At 35.7% G+C, this 17,862-nt stretch carries 20 protein-coding genes and 1 riboswitch; of the genes, 17 read left to right on the forward strand and 3 right to left on the reverse strand.

Annotated elements, in window-relative coordinates; all coding sequences use genetic code 11:
• Positions 1–81: 81 nt before the first annotated feature.
• From QW060_RS16280 to QW060_RS16325, 10 genes are all read left to right on the forward strand, one after another.
• Complete coding sequence (locus tag QW060_RS16280) at positions 82–357, forward strand: hypothetical protein (protein ID WP_290364514.1); 276 nt, start codon at positions 82–84, stop codon at positions 355–357.
• A gap of 78 nt (positions 358–435) precedes the next feature.
• Positions 436–1,974: an RHS repeat domain-containing protein gene (locus tag QW060_RS16285; protein ID WP_290364515.1), complete on the forward strand. Its 1,539-nt coding sequence runs from the start codon at positions 436–438 to the stop codon at positions 1,972–1,974.
• 882 nt (positions 1,975–2,856) lie between these two features.
• Positions 2,857–3,003: a hypothetical protein gene (locus QW060_RS16290; protein WP_290364516.1), complete on the forward strand. Its 147-nt coding sequence runs from the start codon at positions 2,857–2,859 to the stop codon at positions 3,001–3,003.
• 153 nt (positions 3,004–3,156) lie between these two features.
• A complete protein-coding gene (locus QW060_RS16295; RefSeq protein WP_290364517.1) occupies positions 3,157–3,720 on the forward strand; it encodes a hypothetical protein in 564 nt (187 codons plus the stop codon).
• A 151-nt stretch (positions 3,721–3,871) separates the two neighbouring features.
• Positions 3,872–4,423: a hypothetical protein gene (locus QW060_RS16300; protein WP_290364518.1), complete on the forward strand. Its 552-nt coding sequence runs from the start codon at positions 3,872–3,874 to the stop codon at positions 4,421–4,423.
• Entirely contained in the window at positions 4,359–4,592 is a 234-nt protein-coding gene (locus tag QW060_RS16305) for a hypothetical protein (protein ID WP_290364519.1), read from the forward strand. The genes QW060_RS16300 and QW060_RS16305 overlap by 65 nt, the downstream gene beginning before the upstream one ends.
• Positions 4,593–4,879: 287 nt before the next feature.
• Positions 4,880–5,206: an RHS repeat domain-containing protein gene (locus QW060_RS16310; RefSeq protein ID WP_290364520.1), complete on the forward strand. Its 327-nt coding sequence runs from the start codon at positions 4,880–4,882 to the stop codon at positions 5,204–5,206.
• Positions 5,148–5,762 carry a hypothetical protein gene (locus QW060_RS16315; protein ID WP_290364521.1) on the forward strand — a complete coding sequence of 205 codons (615 nt, stop codon included), beginning with the start codon at positions 5,148–5,150 and terminating at the stop codon, positions 5,760–5,762. The genes QW060_RS16310 and QW060_RS16315 overlap by 59 nt, the downstream gene beginning before the upstream one ends.
• An 834-nt stretch (positions 5,763–6,596) precedes the next feature.
• Positions 6,597–7,208: an RHS repeat domain-containing protein gene (locus QW060_RS16320; RefSeq protein ID WP_290364522.1), complete on the forward strand. Its 612-nt coding sequence runs from the start codon at positions 6,597–6,599 to the stop codon at positions 7,206–7,208.
• A gap of 82 nt (positions 7,209–7,290) precedes the next feature.
• A complete protein-coding gene (locus QW060_RS16325; protein WP_290364523.1) occupies positions 7,291–7,779 on the forward strand; it encodes a hypothetical protein in 489 nt (162 codons plus the stop codon).
• A 210-nt stretch (positions 7,780–7,989) separates the two neighbouring features.
• Here the strand turns inward: QW060_RS16325 and QW060_RS16330 are convergent, their stop codons facing one another.
• Entirely contained in the window at positions 7,990–9,762 is a 1,773-nt protein-coding gene (locus QW060_RS16330; protein ID WP_290364524.1) for a T9SS type A sorting domain-containing protein, read from the reverse strand.
• A gap of 301 nt (positions 9,763–10,063) precedes the next feature.
• Between QW060_RS16330 and QW060_RS16335 the strand changes: the two genes are divergently transcribed.
• Both QW060_RS16335 and QW060_RS16340 read left to right on the forward strand, forming a co-directional pair.
• Positions 10,064–10,972, forward strand: a complete 909-nt coding sequence (locus tag QW060_RS16335) for a S66 peptidase family protein (protein WP_290364525.1) — start codon at positions 10,064–10,066, stop codon at positions 10,970–10,972.
• Entirely contained in the window at positions 10,959–11,318 is a 360-nt protein-coding gene (locus tag QW060_RS16340; protein ID WP_290364526.1) for a YraN family protein, read from the forward strand. The genes QW060_RS16335 and QW060_RS16340 overlap by 14 nt, the downstream gene beginning before the upstream one ends.
• Here the strand turns inward: QW060_RS16340 and QW060_RS16345 are convergent.
• Positions 11,306–11,959, reverse strand: coding sequence for an NAD(P)H-binding protein (locus tag QW060_RS16345; RefSeq protein ID WP_290364527.1), 654 nt, complete (start codon positions 11,957–11,959; stop codon positions 11,306–11,308). The genes QW060_RS16340 and QW060_RS16345 overlap by 13 nt on opposite strands.
• A 99-nt stretch (positions 11,960–12,058) precedes the next feature.
• Here QW060_RS16345 and aspA point away from each other — a divergent pair, with 99 nt between their 5' ends.
• Positions 12,059–13,456: an aspartate ammonia-lyase gene (gene aspA / locus QW060_RS16350; RefSeq protein WP_290364528.1), complete on the forward strand. Its 1,398-nt coding sequence runs from the start codon at positions 12,059–12,061 to the stop codon at positions 13,454–13,456.
• 2 nt (positions 13,457–13,458) lie between these two features.
• Here aspA and cls read toward each other — a convergent pair whose 3' ends face one another.
• Positions 13,459–14,922: a cardiolipin synthase gene (gene cls / locus QW060_RS16355; protein WP_290364529.1), complete on the reverse strand. Its 1,464-nt coding sequence runs from the start codon at positions 14,920–14,922 to the stop codon at positions 13,459–13,461.
• Between the two features lie 47 nt (positions 14,923–14,969).
• Between cls and pth the strand changes: the two genes are divergently transcribed.
• The 4 genes from pth to QW060_RS16375 all read left to right on the forward strand — a co-directional run bounded on the left by pth (position 14,970) and on the right by QW060_RS16375 (position 17,852).
• Positions 14,970–15,536 carry an aminoacyl-tRNA hydrolase gene (pth, locus tag QW060_RS16360; RefSeq protein ID WP_290364530.1) on the forward strand — a complete coding sequence of 189 codons (567 nt, stop codon included), beginning with the start codon at positions 14,970–14,972 and terminating at the stop codon, positions 15,534–15,536.
• A 1-nt stretch (position 15,537) separates the two neighbouring features.
• Entirely contained in the window at positions 15,538–16,071 is a 534-nt protein-coding gene (locus QW060_RS16365; RefSeq protein WP_290364531.1) for a hypothetical protein, read from the forward strand.
• Positions 16,072–16,494 (forward strand): energy transducer TonB, encoded by a 423-nt coding sequence (locus QW060_RS16370; RefSeq protein ID WP_290364532.1) that lies wholly within the window; start codon positions 16,072–16,074, stop codon positions 16,492–16,494. It begins immediately after the preceding gene.
• Between the two features lie 7 nt (positions 16,495–16,501).
• Positions 16,502–16,659, forward strand: a riboswitch (cobalamin riboswitch).
• 104 nt (positions 16,660–16,763) lie between these two features.
• Positions 16,764–17,852, forward strand: coding sequence for a T9SS type A sorting domain-containing protein (locus QW060_RS16375; protein ID WP_290364533.1), 1,089 nt, complete (start codon positions 16,764–16,766; stop codon positions 17,850–17,852).
• Positions 17,853–17,862 lie beyond the last annotated feature (10 nt).

The following is a 17,862-nucleotide window of genomic DNA, read 5'->3' on the forward strand; positions in this document are numbered from 1 at the left end:
AATTATAACTCGTTAATAGAAAACGATATTAAAGATAATTATAGAGCTATTATAATTGAAAAATATAATAGGAGAAAAAGTATGGATGTCATGACTTCTGTATTAATAAAAAGAAACGATGGAATTGAAGAGGGATTTCCATTGCGTTCTGAAATCATGGATTACATTTCAGTGGGAGATAGTTTAATAAAAATAAAAGATGAAAATATCTGTTATGTAAAGAAGCCAAATGGAGATAAGAAAGAGTTTTATTATATAAGAATTCCTTTGGAAAATAGAAACCATTGGACATTTCCTAAAGAGTGGAAAAATAAATGGATGGAATCAAGTGCATGGGATACTATACAAAGGAGATAATTTCTCTCCCACACTGACGTATCACTTATCTTATAGCATAGTACATATTACTTACATGTCTCGTATAAAAGGAAGCAGATGATGTCTTTTCACGGAGGCTGGACCATGGGCTTTATGCGCCATCAGGCACACAGAGAAAGTATGAATTATGACCTAAACGGCAACATCCGCACCTTAAACCGTACCGGAGCTATGGTAGACGGACAGGTTTTGGATATGGACGAACGCGATTATACCTATAATGGCAATCAGCTGACTATGGTAAGAGACTATACCAACAACCCTGACGGATTTAAAGAAATCCCTTCTGAGGGTGCTGCCTATACCTATGACGGATCCGGAAACTTAATCACCGATACCAACAAACGGATTACTAAAATCACGTATAACCATCTGAATTTGCCCATAGTCATCGATACAGATCAGGGAAGTATTTATTATGTCTATGATGCAGCGGGCAATAAATTAAAGAAAAGTGTATTGGCCAATAGCGGGCCTAATCAGATTACCGAGTATATAGACGGTTTTCAGTATCTTAACGGAACTTTGCAGTTCTTTCCTCAGCCCGAAGGTTATACAGCCTATCAGAATTATAAGTATATTTACCATTATATCCATAAAGACCATTTGGGCAACAACCGGGTGGTGTATGCGGATGGCAATAACAACGGCGTAATAGAACCCACGGAAATTCTGGAAGAAAACAACTATTATCCGTTTGGACTAAAACATCAGGGGTATAATGATATGACAGGGAATACAGCTTCCAATTATAAGTATCAATACAATGGTAAAGAGTTACAAGAAGAAATGGGATTAAACCTATATGATTTTGGAGCAAGAAATTATGATGCTGCATTAGGAAGATGGATGAATGTGGATCCATTAGCCGAGAAGATGAGACGGTTCTCTCCGTACGTTTATGCATTCAATAATCCTATTCGGTTTATTGACCCGGATGGGATGATGCCGTTTGATTTAATTATTAATGGTGCTGATGCAGATACAGCATTAAAGGAGCTAAACGATGATTCACAATTAAATATGGTTAGAGATGCAACAACAGGTAAAGTAACTATGGCAGATAAAAGTAAACTGGATTATAGTAAGCTTAGCATTCAGGATAAAGCCTTATATGATATAATTGAGGACAAAAATAAAACTGTAAATATTTCTACTACGCAAGATATTGTTAGGACAGATAGTGCTGGAAATCAAACGATGTTCTTATTTGGAGCATATAATGGACAAACTGAAACTACCAGTAATCAAGAAGTTAACGTTCTACAAGCACAATCTTTAGAGGCCAATGGAGGGCAGACAGCTGGTACTACAATTAGGCATGAAATTTTTGAAGGTGGGGCTGCGTTATCAATTGTGAACTCTCCAGCTTCGAATACAACACAAAGTCCAGACTTTGTACCACCTTCTTTTACTCGGAACGTTTATTATCAAGCCCATAGTCAGGCTGCAGGAATGGATAGTAATTATAATTTAAACAATGTTAAGGTCAATCAATTTTACTTACAAACTAATCCAAGTAATACAATATGGATGAACTTAAGCCCTAATGCAAATAGTAAGACCAGTCAAGGATGGTTTATTTTACAAAAATAATATGAAACATGTACTCCTATTAATCGCAATATTTGCACTTTATTCGTGTGCAAATACAAACGTAAATTCTAAAGATAATAAGATAAGTATCTATAGAATGTATGAACAAAACGGCTATACTTTTTTTAATGGTATAAAAAACAGAGATACTATTGTTTTTGTTGCTGATACAAAATTTATAAAAAACTGCACAGGTAGCAAAAAGGTAATTGACGCTACAAATCTTAAACAAACCAGCTTTTTAAAAATAGAGAACGATACTCTCTGTTTTGTATATTCTATTAGAAACGTAAATAATACTATGAGTGTTACTGCGGGAAAGAATCCACCTGGTACAAGTAAATCTCACTGTATTTATACTTATTCTAGCTACCCGTACTATATAAATTCATGTGAAGCTTTTAAATAATGGAAGGGTATGAAGGAGTTGATATATTGCCATAGAGTTTATAATTTTAAGCGTCTGACAATCTAAATATTAAGATATACCTTAGTGAAACTTATTTATTTTGTTTTAAGTTTTTACGCATTAGATTATGTAACTCACTGTACAATTAATAAATTTTGTGGACAGAAGAGGAACTTAACAATATATGTTTATAATGCATGGAGCAAACTATTTGAAAATCAAAAAACAGCTCAATAATGAAAAGAATAATAAAAACAAACTTGATTAATATATGGGTTGTTTTCACAATAGTTTATATTTATTCTATTATTCGTGCTATCAATGAAGGAGATTTTAATATCTTACAAGGGATGCTCTCTGCACTAATTTTGGTTATTCTTTATGGAGTACTTTTTTGGATATTCTTTATTGTAATCTTATTTATAACTGATTTATTATTAATATATCAATCTTCAAAAGAAAAGTTATATATAATGTTCATATTACAAACTCTCATAGTGAGTATTCCTTTTGTTTATTTTGCTTTACATTATAGTCAATGGGTATTTCTTGTAGCAGTCGTAGGATTCGTTTTGTCTCAGATATATAGAAGCCAAAAGGTTTATAAAATCAAATCATAAATACTTTTCTTTAAGGAAACAAAATATGAGTTGGAGCAATAGTAATAAATGAACTTATAAATATCATAAATCTATTTTCTAATGAAAAAATGCATACATTACTTATTATTAATTTCAATATTAGTAGGATGTAGCGACAAAAGACATGTTCTTATGAAGAGCAATGATAGTTATACTCAGTATAAGAAAATGTTTAGTGATAGTTTATTGAATCATTTTCCAAAAGAAATTGAGCATATTCAAAATGGAATGGTAGCAACTACTAATGAAAAGAAAAACGATATTGGTCTTTTACTTTTTGAAAGCGGATTAAAAGATAATGAAATAGACTCTTTTGAAAAAGAAATAAATAGTGTAGCAATTGCTGTATATGATTCAAAAAAAGAGTGTCTTTTAATTGTAAATAGATATGAAACTCAAGAAACTTATGAGTCCTATCAAACTGTAATTATACCTGATAGTGTTAGTGTAGAAAAAGATTGTTATAAGGGATTGTATCCTATACCTAATTTCAAAAGATTTTCTTACACAAATAGTGAATTTAATTTAAAAAAAGCTAAAATTTATGTATTAGAGGCAAAACCTCAAAAAGTTGAAGGGAAATTCAAATTAAACCCCAATAATCAAATGCCAAATCAATGGAAAAATGGTTATTCAAGAGGAATAGCTATTGATAAAGAAGAGAAAACGATAATTTATTGGTTAGTTGAATGGTAGTCAATCTGAGGCTATAAAATATTTAAAGTGCTTATTATTATTTAATAAACACTTTATTAGTACTCAAAGGCAATAAAGAGATTTTTTTACGAACTCTATAATAATAAGGAAGTTGCTGTAAAATACTCTGAGGAACATAAAACTATAAAAAATGAAATTGAGATTTTTAACTACAGTGTTTTTTTTATCTATCATAGGCTGTTCTTCGGTTAAGCAAAATAAAGCTTCTCAAAAAGAAAGGATAATATATGTGGTACCGGATACGGTTCAGAATTGGTTTAAAAATATAATTACCGATAGAAATAGTATATCAGAGAAAAGTAATTTATATTTTATTCTAGATAATTATTATGAACAACCTAAAATACTTTATACTCTCATATTATGTGATGGGGAAAAATTTAATTTTAGAGATAACTTTTTAGTAAAAAACAGTAATCATGCTGTATATATAGATGGAGAATTATATCCTTTATTAAACAGTTTAGATCAGATATTTTCTACGCGGGATTATAGTAACAAGGAGCTGTTAGAATTATTAAAAGAAAAGAAAAAAATAAAACAATATTATAAGATATACGAGAAGACTTACTGGGTTACTTTCGATAATAAATGGCAAGAGATTATAACAACTTCAGATGACTCAGAAGGTGGCTATCAAACGAATTCACCTAATAAAAAGAATCTTGATGTATCTGAATAAAATCGAAACTCCATGTTTTCCTGACATGGAGTTTTTTTTACTTCACAGAAGCGATCCAGCAGCTACGGGTGATACTCCTACAGCATTATTTCCACCTATGGAAAAAAAGATTAATGTAAGTGGTAATAGTAAAGATTTAATTCCAGTAGATGAAGAAGTTGAATTTTAGATAATGATGAATGTGAAAAATAAAAATAGGGTTCTTAGATATTTTGGGGTAATATGTGTAATTATTAGTATTATTTTAAATGTTTATAGAAGAAACATGGCCAACTTATTTGTTTTTAATAATATGTATAATAGGATTATTTCAGATAATAATATCTTTCATAATAAGAGAATTAAGAATAGGTTGGCAAATATTTTTGATTTTATTTCCCTTTATTCTGAGTTTTATACTTTTAAAATCCATAGAATGATTTTGAAATAAAAAGTAAACATCAGGGGTATAATGATATGACAGGAAATACGGCTTCCAATTATAAGTATCAATACAACGGTAAAGAGTTACAGGAAGAAATGGGATTAAACCTATATGATTTTGGGGCGAGAAATTATGATCCTGCATTAGGAAGATGGATGAATATTGACCCGTTGGCGGAGAAAATGCGCAGACATTCTCCGTATAATTATGCGTTTAATAATCCTATATACTTTATTGATCCTGATGGAATGGCACCTGACGGATGGATAAAAAATCTTTTAAATGGAGAAATGAGTTATGATGAATCATACACAGCTGAAAATACTCCTGAAGGTTTTGAGTACGGGGATGTTTTTTAATGATTATCAATATATTTATGAATCTGACGGAACCAAAACAATGACGGATAATTATATGTATGATTTAGCTTTTGGACCAAGTTATGACAATACACCTATAAGTACTTTAAGTAGAGGTGATGGTAATGCAGACATTTCTCAACTGTATGGAAATGCTGTAGAAGCATTTAAATATGATTTACCTCAGGGCTTACAAAATACTGGAGATGGTATGGCTTTAGCGGGATATGCATTGACATTATCAGGAGCAGGAGCAGGAATAGGTGCTCCAATAGCAGCTATAGGAACGGGAATTTCAACAGTTGGTGCAACTATTGAAGTAAGTGTAAGTATATATGACAAAGATTTAGATAAAGCAGGAACTGCTGTTGGTTTTTTCATAGGGGGAAAAGTAGTTGAAAAGGGGCTAAATAGAGTTCTGCCCGGAGCAGGAAAAAAAGTTGGCGAGAAAGGGTTTAATTTAGGAACTGAAATAATAACACAAGGTGCATCATTAAAAACTATCGGACTACAACGATTTTATAATGAGAAACAAGAAAATAATAAAAAGAAATAAAAAGAAAATAATATGTTTTTTTCAATAATTTTAATGATAGTAGGTGTTTTCGTTTTTTATATTACTTTAAGAGACGAAAAAAATAGGGAAAGAAAACTAACCGTAAGTTATGTTATGCATTTAAAGGGATATATTGGAGGTATTGGATCTTTTTTAATAGGATTACTTATGTTAATTAATAAAATTTAAAAGGGATGAAAAGTATAAGTAAAACTTTGGTAATTTATTGATTCTCTATATAATAAATAAAAACGCCATCTTGTCGAGAGAATTTTACTGCTAATAATTTGCAAATGATCTTAGATGAAATGAAGCGGCAGTAATATCCAAGTCACATATGTGATGGCAAAATAAAATTGGTAAGAAAAAGCTTAATACTGGTTTAAATAAACTAATACCTGGTCCTAAAAATGATTTAGGAAAAGAAATTATTAAATAAGGAGCAGGACTTAAATTGAAAATGAGATATTGATGGAACTATTTTATTCGCTATTATGTATATTAAGTGGGAGTATATATATAATTTATTTATTAAAAAGAAAAAAGGAGAAGACTAATTCTTGGGATGTTTCAATGAATTTAAGAGGATTTGCGGGAGGAATATTAATTGTTATTATTGGAATTATTTTTTTTCTTAGAAGCGTTTATTGAAGAACAAAAAAAAATAATTATAATAAATCAACAAAGTCATACATGTCGTAGGGCTTTGTTGTTTATAGTATTCCTAATATTTTTATGATTTAATTCTTAAATTATTATCTACAAATTCAAAAAAACCGGACTTAATAAAAATATTATTAAATAGCTATTTACCCTTACACCCATAAAGACCATTTGGACAATAACCAGGTGGTTTATGCCGATGGTAATAATAACGGTGTAATAGAACCCACGGAAATTCTGGAAGAGCATCATTATTATCCATTTGGATTTGAACACCAGAATTACAGTACTATTACTGGTAATACAAGATATAAATACACCTTTGGAGGAAAAGAATTTCAACCCGAAAAAGACATGAATATATATAATTTTGGAGCACGAAACTACGATCCGGCTTTAGGAAGATGGATGAACATAGATCCGTTGGCGGAGCAGTATTGGAATATGAATCCATATGGATACGCTTTAGGAAATAATGCTATGGGTAAAGATATTTCAGGATTTTTAGTTGAAGCTCATAAAAGTAATACTTCAACAACATCTAATTCTGCTAGATACAATGAGAATGAAAAGATAGATTGGCAATATTTAAAAAGTTCAAAACCCTATTTAGGTAAAATCAGGTATGCTAAATATCATTATCATAGCCATCCTGATAATTCATTAGCAAGTGATGACGATAAATTAAACTTTAAAGGAAAAAGTATTCCTCATTTTATAATTAGTAAGAAATATAACCAACAATATAATGATGTCAATGTTTTTGAAGCAAAATCCAGATAAATTTCTGATTTTATTTTTTTGTTTAACTACTTTGTTAGGCTGTAAGTCAATAAATCAAACTAATTGTCCTCAAGAGGAAATAATGGAAAATATTATCAAGAATTATTGTAAAAAAAATGTTACTTACACTTTAAAATATAAATATTTTAGATTAAGTAAAGATTACATAGATAGCACAGATTTCATTATGTATAGGGTGTCTCCTCAAATAAACAAAGTAGTATTGTCTTCGGACGGTAGTGGTTATTTCCCTTTAGATTATATTAAAGTTGGAAAAAAAATCTTTTTTATTGATGGAGAAATTACAACCAAGCCTTCTCCTAAAATTTTTACGTTGTTAAAAGAAAAAGATTTAATTGATTCTACAATGGTTAAAGTTAAACAGGGGCTTTTAGATTGGGATGTTATTGGTAAAGGTAAAGGAACAATTATGACTAATGATAGGTTAAAAGTAAATACTTATCTTGTTTGTAAAACAAATAATAAAATAGTTAGTAAATGGCGAACTAATAAATCTGAGGTGTCTGCTAAAAATATAAAAAAAGCTATTAAAAAAGGTTGTAAGAATTAACATTTTATTTTTAAAGCAAAAATTTTCTCTCTCCATTTTTTACAATTGTACTCATCAACAGATGGTTACTATAACGGTGTAATAGTTTCAATAAAATTCTTATAGGGAAATCTCTGTTTTACAAATTAAAAAACCTCCTAAACCTATAAAAAACGCCTCCGGAATTCATGAATTTCGGAGGCGTTTTTGGATAACATTAGCAATAAAAGCTTATTGTTTTTTAAACGTAAACGTATTTTTGGTACGAGAATCATTACGGTCAAATATTTTAAGCACATACATACCTGTTTGTAAACTTTCCACACTGATACGGTTATCATCAATTCTTCCATATCCGATTAACTTGCCGCTGAGATCATAAATCTGATAATTTTGCTGTGACAGATCTTTACCGCTCAGATGCAGAAAATCATGTGTAGGATTCGGATACAGCGTTAAATCTGTATTTTCAAACACCTCATTGCCTAATGTAACGGCTGCAGATCGGAAAATCAATAATTTCTGATTGCTGCCACTTGTGGTTACGGTATAATTCAAAGATCCGATATACATATTCGTAAACCCGCCCGTCCAATACGTTTTTTCGCAGAACCATAACCTGTTTTGGTTGTCCATCCCGATCAGATTATAAGGAAACGTTTTAAGAGAAGAGTCCAGTACATAATGATGATCTACATCACCGTTGCTGTTAAATTCAAAACTAAACCATTTGGGCGTCTGATCGGCAACGATTTCAACACCATTTCCGAAATTATAATGTCCAAGAAAATAGCCGAACGCAAGAATCTTATCTTTTACAAGTGTAAAATACAGAAATCGGCTATAGGTATCACTGTTTAAAGAAGGAATCTGTGTAGGTTTTTTGATCCAGTTTACCACCCCATTTGTATTCAGCTTAATAAGGGAATTGGTTCTCTCATTGGTGGCATAACTCGTAGTATAACTTTGTCCCCAGTAATCAACAGTCGTAGAAGAACTGAAGTTACCGGACATATACTCATCCATCAGAAACAGATTGTCATTGGAATCAATCTGAAACTGCACAAATTCCATTGATAAAGCGCTGTTCGGAATTGTCGGTGACTTCGCCCACATAAACTGTCCGGATGAACTGTATTTTACCATATAAAACTTGCTTCTCTGAGCGACCGCATTTTGAAGCGTAGCAGTCCCAAAAGTTGCCTTAGTACCCATCATAGTTCCCACCATATACACATTGTTTTGGGAATCAAGTCTGAGTGCAGGGGTATGGTTGTTAAATACAAAAATAGAAGGGTAGGTTTCATTCACTGGATTCGTGGAAGAATGAAACCACTGCATTCCGTTACCGTTTACATTCAGCTTTCCGATGACCATGCGCGTCAGTTGTTTTTGGGTAGGATGCGCTGTCGGGTTTGAATAATTAATACCATCTACTTTAATATTTTGCTGAGAAGCTCTTGCAGCGACATACACATCCTCATTTTTGGCAACGGCAAGACTGAACATCATCAGATCACCTCCTTCAAATGTTTTCTTCCAGGCAACAACTCTCCCTTTTGAAAGTTTTAGCATCATTACTTTAGACGTTAAAGCATCGGTATTGGCAAAATACGTCTGACCATCCAGAATATAGCCTTGTTGTACCCCATAGGTCAGATAAATATTATCCTTATCATCTACAGTGATATCAAACAATTGTTCATACCCCGTGCTGTTCAGCATAAAATGGTCAATAAGCTGTGCTTCATCATCATAATGAGCAAGCAGTATTCTGAAATTTCCCTGCTGGTAATTCGGGTTGGTCACAACAACTCCGGGTTCTAACGTATAAGTAGCCGTATTAAACGAAATAGGAACCAGATAGGTATTGTCCTTAAGCCATATTTTTTCGTGGGTATAGACATTTCCGTTAATATTAAAAATTTTTACCAGATCAAAATCTGCCTGAGCAAACGATTGATGTACGATAAACAATAAAAAGAATAAGTAAATTTTTTTCATAATCGAACGGGTTAATAATTCACATAGCGGGTTAACAGTTTGTTAACAACTGACAATATTAATAATAAAAATTCAATAATAAAACAAAAATATTAGTAATATGATAGTTTATTTTAGTTGTTGTTGTGAAATAATAAATAAATGTTTATTGCTTTTGGAGAAAATAAATACCGGCTGTGTTTAAGAAGATATCTGAATAGCTGATGTAACAGAAAATAAAACGCAGTTATAAATCAAGCAGTATGCATCGTGTATTCCTGTTAAAAACAGTATTTTTACATCGGTTTAAACTTGAGAACAGATGAAACAACCGCACTACTTAAAAAAGGGCGATCAGGTAGCCCTTGTGTGTACCGCCAGAAAATTTACAAAAGAAGCTTGTGAGCCTGCCATACAGTTATTGGCTTCGTGGGGTTTAAAAGCGGTATTGGGTGATACCATCGGCAAAGACAATTTTCAATTGGGAGGTACTGATGAAGAACGGGCAGCAGATTTGCAGCAGATGCTTGACCGTGCAGATATAAAAGCCATCTGGATAGCAAGAGGCGGATATGGTACTGTGCGTATTCTCGATAAACTGGATTTTACAGCTTTTATTAAAGCACCTAAGTGGATTGTAGGTTTCAGTGATATTACTGTTTTGCACAGCCATGTCAATACCCTTCAGATTCCCAGCATACATGCCATCATGCCTTTTACCGTTCCGAATACGATAGAAAGCGCTGTCGTTTCTTTACGAAAAGCATTATTCGGCGAAACACTTTCGTATGAGATACCGTCACATCCTGCCAACAAAACCGGGCAGGCATCGGGTGAGCTTGTAGGAGGCAATCTTTCCATCTTATACAGTTTGCTCGGATCTGCAACAAGTCTGGACACCAAAGGTAAAATTCTGTACATTGAAGATCTGGATGAATATCTGTACCATATTGACCGGATGATGTACAATCTTAAAAGAAACGGTTATTTTGAAGGTTTACAGGGAATGGTTGTGGGCGGAATGACAGATATGTACGATAATGCTATCCCTTTTGGATTTGATGCCGTTCAGATTATACTGGACATCACCAAAGAATATGCGTTTCCGGTTTGTTTTGATTTTCCGGCCGGGCATGTTCAGGACAATCGGGCATTGCGTTTGGGACAGCAAGTAGTATTAGCAGTAGAAAAAGAGCGTACTTCTTTAACATTTAGCGATGGCGGAGCATAACGATACCGGAAAAAAAGGAGAAGATCTCGCGGTGGATTATCTGTTGCAAAACGGATATGAGATTGTGGAACGCAACTGGTATTACCAAAAAGCAGAAATAGACATTATTGCACGTTTACAAAACACATTGATAGCCGTTGAGGTAAAAACCCGTTCATCTGCAGCGTATGGTTTGCCTCAGGATTTTGTAAATCAGACCAAAATAAAAAGACTCATTGCGGCATTTGACGCGTATATCACCCAAAGAGATCTGGATGTTCACGCACGGTTTGACATCATTGCCGTACAGTTTACACCTGAGGGAACTGCAATTGAACACATACAGGAAGCTTTTTATCCTTTGTGAAGCCAGGTTTTTCTGATGGCGTCCAGCGCATAGACATATTCACCCGAAGTATTTTCTTTGGCTGCAGCAATCATTGCAGAAGCGAGGTCTTCTGTGGGTAACGGTTCATACGAGCGATAGATTCCCAATTTGTTGAGAAAGCGAATCAGACCCACTGAAAGTTGCTCCATAGCACGGTCCGTATTTTTTCGGATCAGCACACCCGGTTGAAAAACAATATTGCAGGAATAGGCTAAGGCTTTTATAGCCTCTTCAAGCTTGCCTTTCATCTGCGGGTAAAACATCCGGCTCTGGGAAGAAGCCCCGTAAGACGAAACCAGAACATGCGTATTACACCCATTCTCTTTGGCATATTTTGCAAATTGATACGGATATTCATAATCGATCTTCCATTGATTGGCTTTCGTTTTCGCCTCTTTTATCGTAGTTCCCATACACGAAAAAACCACATCTCCCGTAATCAGATCACGCCATTGCTCCATTGCATTAAAATCGACCACATGCACGATTAACTTTTCGTGAACCGCAGCAGGTGCCTTTCTCACAAATACAATTACCTCTTCAAAAAAAGGATCATTCAATAAGTTTTCAACCAATGGTTTTCCGGTGGCTCCCGTGGCTCCGATTACTAATGCTTTCATAAAAAATGTTTATAAAAGCAATGTATTAAAAATTTGCTAAACAATAGCAGAGATCACAGCATATTTTGTATTTTAGAACAACTAATCAAACCAAGTGTTATGCAAGCATATAGAGTAGAATCTGACTTGTTAGGGGAACTTAATATTCCCGTGGATGCCTACTTTGGCGTTCAGACTCAAAGAGCCATCAACAACTTTAAAATATCCAATCACCAACTTGCCCATTATCCTGAATTTATAAAAGCACTGGCTGTAGTAAAGCTCGGAGCGGCGCAGGCTAATTTTGAACTGGGCATTCTTAACGAAGACATATACAAAGCCATTAGTTACGCCTGTAATGAGCTCATGGAAGGTCGGTTTACAGACCAGTTTCCGATTGATATGATTCAGGGCGGAGCGGGGACTTCCGTCAACATGAATGCGAATGAAGTAATTGCCAATATTGCCTTGGAATATCTGGGCAAAGAAAAAGGAGATTACCAGTATTGTTCGCCGAATGATCACGTCAACCTTTCGCAGTCGACGAATGATGCCTATCCGTCTGCGTTAAAACTCGCCTTGTTTGAAATGAACAAACAACTGTTAGCAGCTTTGGAAAAACTCTATTTTGCTTTTGATAAAAAAGCAGCAGAGTTTGAAAACGTGATCAAAATGGGTAGAACACAGTTGCAGGATGCCGTTCCAATGACCTTGGGACAGGAATTTGAAGGATTTTCGATCACCTTTAAAAAGGAAATACAATCCATTACCCGAAGCGCTTTAAACCTTTTGGAAATCAACATGGGGGCTACGGCAATCGGCACAGGCTTAAATGCCATCCCGGATTATGCACAACTGTGTACTTCAAAAATAGCTGCGATTACCAATGAACCGGTAAAACTGGCGGAGAATCTCGTGGAGGCCACTTCCGATACCAGCGCCTTTGTCGAATATTCATCGGGACTCAAAAGGCTGTCCATCAAGCTTTCCAAAATATGCAACGATTTGCGTCTGCTTGCTTCGGGACCCAGAACCGGATTGTTTGAGCTGAAATTACCACCTAAACAGCCGGGATCTTCCATCATGCCGGGTAAAGTGAATCCAGTAATACCGGAGGTAGTCAATCAGGTGTGTTTTAAAGTCATCGGAAACGACCTTACGGTAACGTTCGCCGCGGAAGCCGGACAGTTACAGTTAAACGTAATGGAGCCCATAATTGCTTTTTCAATCATGGAATCCATTCAGTACCTTACCAACGCCATACGCACACTGCGAACAGAATGTGTAGAAGGTATTATTGCCAATACCGAACATCTGCGTCAGGAAGTGCAAAACAGTATCGGGATTGTAACGGCATTGAATCCGCATATCGGATACAAAGCAAGTACAAAAATTGCCAAAGAAGCATTGGAAACAGGGCGCAGTGTATACGATCTCGTTTTGGAGCATCAACTGCTTACTGAGGAAAAACTAAACGAAATACTGGATCCGAAAAACATGCTCGGACCTCATATCTGATCTTATAACAAAGGGGCAAGCAGTCTGCATACAGAGGCGAACCCCTTTTTATACCATTTTTCATTAGTCCAGCTGTTGAGCGTCATACGGCGTGATACCAAACGGTCTTCATCAAACTGTCTGTTCAGCTCGGCTGCTGTCTTTTCACACAATATTAAAGACGTAATTTCAAAGTTGATATAAAAACTGCGGATATCAAGGTTCATCGTACCTACAAAAGAAAGCTGGTCATCTACAACTACGGTTTTGGCATGCATAAATCCTTTTTCATATAAAAACACCTCTACGTTGCGTTCTAACAGCGGTTTCAGAAAAGAAAGCGATGCATATTGTACCACGGTAGAATCTCCTGTTAAAGGCAGCATGAGTTCTATATGTACCCCTTTGGAAGCTGCAATCATCAAAGCCGATTTAAAAGCTTCTCCGGGAATAAAGTAAGGAGTGCAAATGCGTACAGAAGTCTTGGCTTTCATAATAGCTGCAATAACGGATTCCATACCGGACGGAATCAGTTCTCCGGGTGACGTAAGGGCAAAAGAAACCGGAATAGAGGATGGTAGAGTTGTCTCTTTCAGATAGTTTTCGTCAAGATGATACAGAGCACCGCGTGTAATACGCCAGTTCATAAAAAAATAAATTTCAAGCAGGCGTACCGCATCTCCTTCCAGACGGACACTGGTATCTCTCCAGTACAGGGTATTTTTGTTTTTTGGAGGGGTTTGGTTATAATATTTATCAGAAATATTGATACCGCCCGTAAAGCCGATGTTGCCGTCAATAATGGCAATTTTGCGGTGATTTCTGTAATTGCTGTTGGCAAGAGAATTGAAATGCACGGGCAAAAACACCTGAAAATCAATACCGCTGTCCAGCAGTTCCTTGCGCAGTTTTGAAAGCCGGGGAGAACCAAAATCATCGGTCATCAACCGCACAATAACACCCTCCTTCACTTTTTTCTTCATCAGTTCTATAAACGTACGGCCTGTAGTATCATCATCAAAAATATAGTATTCCAGATGGATATGGTGTCGGGCATTTTCCATAGCTTCCAACAAGACCGGAAACTTTTGCTCACCATTGAAGAGTAAGGATATTTTATTTTTCAGCGTAAGGGAAGAAGAACGGGTGTTTACCAAATATTGAAAAACACTTCCAAAAGGCTCTCCAATGGCCTGAACTTCTTTTTCCATGATGGGATGCAAATCTTTCCAACGCGTGAGAATCTCCTGCTGAAGATGTTTGTCCAGTTTCCGGAAATATTTTTCTTTCTGGAATTTCTGTCCAAACAGATAATAAAACAAAATACCGAGCAACGGAACAAATACGATGATAAGAATCCATGCAATCGTTTTTTCCGGATTGCGGTTTTCAATGAGGATAGTGATGATAACAGAAATATAAATCAGAGATATAGGTATCCAGTACCATTCTTTTATAAAATCCCATATCAAATGTATGTATTCCATTTTGCTATTTCTTAATACCTTTGTAATTTAGAAAAATAAAACAGCAAATGAAAAAGTTTTTAATCGTCGGTTTGGGCAACATCGGAGCCGAATATGTAAATACACGCCATAACATCGGTTTTAAAGTAGTGGATTTTTTAGCAAATGAAGAGGGAGCAGATTACCAAACCGTAAAACTGGGAAGTATGGCAGAGGTAAAAATAAAAGGAAGAACCTTATTGCTGTTAAAACCGAATACCTATATGAACCTTTCCGGAAAAGCGGTACAGTATTGGATGGAAAAAGAAAAGATAAGCGCTGAAAATGTGCTGGTGATTACGGATGATCTCAATCTGCCATTCGGTACTTTGCGCATCAAGCCAAAAGGTTCAGATGGTGGCCATAACGGTCTGAAAAGCATTCAGGCACTATTGGGTACCACAGAATATCCGCGTTTCCGGTTCGGAATCAGCGATGAGTTTAAAAAGGGACAGCAGGCAAATTATGTATTGGGAGACTGGACAGAAGAGGAAAAGGAAGCTTTAAAAGAGCGTCTCAAAGTTGCTGCAGAAGCAGTTAAATCCTTTGCTTTAGCTGGATTGGGAAATACAATGACTTCATTTAACGGAAAATAGTATGAAAAAGGCAATATTGTATTTATTATTAGCCAATCTGTTTACAGCTTGTGCTATGTTTAATAGGAAAACAGAAACAAAAACAGCAGAAACGATGGCGGCAATAATCAAAAATCCATGTCCGGAGCAAGGCAATTGCACGGCAGAGCGTCTTAAAGATAAAGCGTTGTCACTTCGGGAAAGCGAAGATGGAAGAGAGGTATATGTGGAAGTGATCGATCAGAAAGGCAGTTATGTCGTTCACTATAAATATGAAAAAACGGCCAGTGGAAAGTATCAGGATGATTTTCATACAGAAGAACTCTTTTTCCAGATCCCGGCTGAGGCATTCAAAAAAGAATATAAGGATGCTGATTTGCAAAATGTTTTTATGGTTTTTGGAAGACAATGTTACTGTAAAGGGTTTGCGGGCAATTTCAGAGTAACACAAGGCGATTTACAAATCGACCATTCAGAGGAAGAAACACAGGTAAGCGTGCGCTTTAAGGCAGCGGTACCTCAGCTTTTTGAAGAACTTAATTTTAAAGTGCGATAGATGAAAAACGTATTTTTTATAGTGATGTTTTTTTGCTCCGTACAGTTGCTCAACGCACAAAATGACAGCATAGTACCTGTTGTCGGTCGCGGATCAAACACCACAGATTTTCCGGAACTTTCGGTACAACCTCAGTATATCGGTGGAATTGAAGCAATAGGCCGTACAGTGGCCATGAGTTACAATTATCCGCGTGAGGCTATAGATGAGGGCATTACCGGAACTATTATGGTTGAATTTATTGTGGATGAAGAAGGAAATGTGGCTGATGTCACCATAAAAAAAGGAGTGTGTGTGCCTTGCGATCAGGAGGCATTAAGAGTCGTAAAGCTACTCAGAAAATTTGAGCCCGGACTCGATCAGCACGGAAAACCGGTCAAAGCGCGTTATTCTCTTCCCATTACATTGAATCTCGCTGAATAATTTTTACTACTTTTGCGCCGAAATCGGTTGAACATTGTTCATTAATAGGGAATCAAGTACGATTACATCAAATCTTGAGCTGTACCCGCAACTGTAGGCGATACCATATTCTTGTATAAGAAAAAGGGCGCAAGTCAGGATACCTGCCATTTTCACAACATTAAACTTTCGGGAGTTAAAGTTGATGAGAATAGTGCATTGGCTCTGCTTTATTTTCTTTATATCCTAAAAGTTGTCATACTGTATATTTAACAACAAACATATTTAGGATGAAAAAAATTACCTTATTTTTCGTGTTATTACTGACACAATCCCTTTTTGCACAATTTACAGAAAATGATATCCGGTTTTGGGTGGGAGAAGGTACTAAAAAAGCTTTTTTAGTAGCGGATTTCAAAGGAGAAGAAACCATTCATTCCTATGCCTGGGGATACCGTTTTGAAAACGAAGATCTGACAGTAGAAGATATGCTGAATGCTCTTCTTGCTGCTGAACCAAAGCTGCAGGCTCAGATTGACAGTGGATATTTATCTTCCCTTACTTATAACCACCATACCGAGTTGCCGGATCAGTTTGGTTGGGCTACTTTTGACGGAACATCACTGGAAAATTTATCTATGAATAACGGAGTGGGCTATACAGATCTATATGACGGTATGTGGTTTGGTATGACGGCGATGACGGATGATATTGAAGAGCCTTCAACACCGGTAGCGGCTTACAGCTCACAATGGTTTTCAGAAGAAGATATTGTTACCTGGTTTGGAACAGGAACCCATAAAAGTCTTGTTGTGGTTGATTTCGGAACCGATTCTGAAGCCGGAGCAGACTCTTTTGTTTTTGGAATCCGCTATGAGACAGAAACGATAACTGCAGAAGAAGCTTTAGAACTGATACAAACAGAAGCCGATGCATTTGATTATGTAATGGATGCTACCCATCTTAGCGAAATCAACTGGACATCATATAGCGGGGCAGGAGAATGGAAATCTTATACGGGAACAGATCTCTCGGATTGGAAAGAAACAGTTATTGCTCAGGTTGCTCTACAAAACGGGCAATGGCTTGGACTGAGCCTGGGCTCAAGACGACCTTTTACGCCTCGTGAAGAAGGAACTCTTGCAAACGGGGAGCATCATAAGGTTTCATTCAGCATCTATCCGAATCCGGCAGTTGAGACGGTTACCTTAAAGACAGAGCAGCCACTTAAAAAATATACAGTGTATAGCAGTACCGGGAAAAAGATACAGGAAGGAACTGATACGGTAGTGAATGTATCTGCTTTGAGTTCCGGAATATATATTATAGAAGTATGGACTGAGACGGGGAGAACGGCTCAAAAATTATGGAAAAAATAATAAAAAAATG

Source organism: Paenimyroides ceti (genome assembly GCF_030409925.1).

Bases quoted from the DNA above. Each gene is read 5' to 3' on its own strand.
- QW060_RS16280 (WP_290364514.1), top strand. From the start codon at position 82: ATGGATGTCATGACTTCTGTATTAATAAAAAGAAACGATGGAATTGAA.
- QW060_RS16300 (WP_290364518.1), top strand. From the start codon at position 3,872: ATGAAATTGAGATTTTTAACTACAGTGTTTTTTTTATCTATCATAGGC.
- QW060_RS16295 (WP_290364517.1), top strand. From the start codon at position 3,157: ATGAAGAGCAATGATAGTTATACTCAGTATAAGAAAATGTTTAGTGAT.
- cls (WP_290364529.1), bottom strand. From the start codon at position 14,922: ATGGAATACATACATTTGATATGGGATTTTATAAAAGAATGGTACTGG.
- QW060_RS16330 (WP_290364524.1), bottom strand. From the start codon at position 9,762: ATGAAAAAAATTTACTTATTCTTTTTATTGTTTATCGTACATCAATCG.
- QW060_RS16315 (WP_290364521.1), top strand. From the start codon at position 5,148: ATGAATCATACACAGCTGAAAATACTCCTGAAGGTTTTGAGTACGGGG.
- QW060_RS16305 (WP_290364519.1), top strand. From the start codon at position 4,359: ATGACTCAGAAGGTGGCTATCAAACGAATTCACCTAATAAAAAGAATC.
- QW060_RS16290 (WP_290364516.1), top strand. From the start codon at position 2,857: ATGTTCATATTACAAACTCTCATAGTGAGTATTCCTTTTGTTTATTTT.
- QW060_RS16370 (WP_290364532.1), top strand. From the start codon at position 16,072: ATGAAAAACGTATTTTTTATAGTGATGTTTTTTTGCTCCGTACAGTTG.
- QW060_RS16375 (WP_290364533.1), top strand. From the start codon at position 16,764: ATGAAAAAAATTACCTTATTTTTCGTGTTATTACTGACACAATCCCTT.
- aspA (WP_290364528.1), top strand. From the start codon at position 12,059: ATGCAAGCATATAGAGTAGAATCTGACTTGTTAGGGGAACTTAATATT.
- QW060_RS16325 (WP_290364523.1), top strand. From the start codon at position 7,291: ATGGAAAATATTATCAAGAATTATTGTAAAAAAAATGTTACTTACACT.
- QW060_RS16310 (WP_290364520.1), top strand. From the start codon at position 4,880: ATGACAGGAAATACGGCTTCCAATTATAAGTATCAATACAACGGTAAA.
- QW060_RS16335 (WP_290364525.1), top strand. From the start codon at position 10,064: ATGAAACAACCGCACTACTTAAAAAAGGGCGATCAGGTAGCCCTTGTG.
- QW060_RS16345 (WP_290364527.1), bottom strand. From the start codon at position 11,959: ATGAAAGCATTAGTAATCGGAGCCACGGGAGCCACCGGAAAACCATTG.
- pth (WP_290364530.1), top strand. From the start codon at position 14,970: ATGAAAAAGTTTTTAATCGTCGGTTTGGGCAACATCGGAGCCGAATAT.
- QW060_RS16365 (WP_290364531.1), top strand. From the start codon at position 15,538: ATGAAAAAGGCAATATTGTATTTATTATTAGCCAATCTGTTTACAGCT.
- QW060_RS16285 (WP_290364515.1), top strand. From the start codon at position 436: ATGATGTCTTTTCACGGAGGCTGGACCATGGGCTTTATGCGCCATCAG.
- QW060_RS16340 (WP_290364526.1), top strand. From the start codon at position 10,959: ATGGCGGAGCATAACGATACCGGAAAAAAAGGAGAAGATCTCGCGGTG.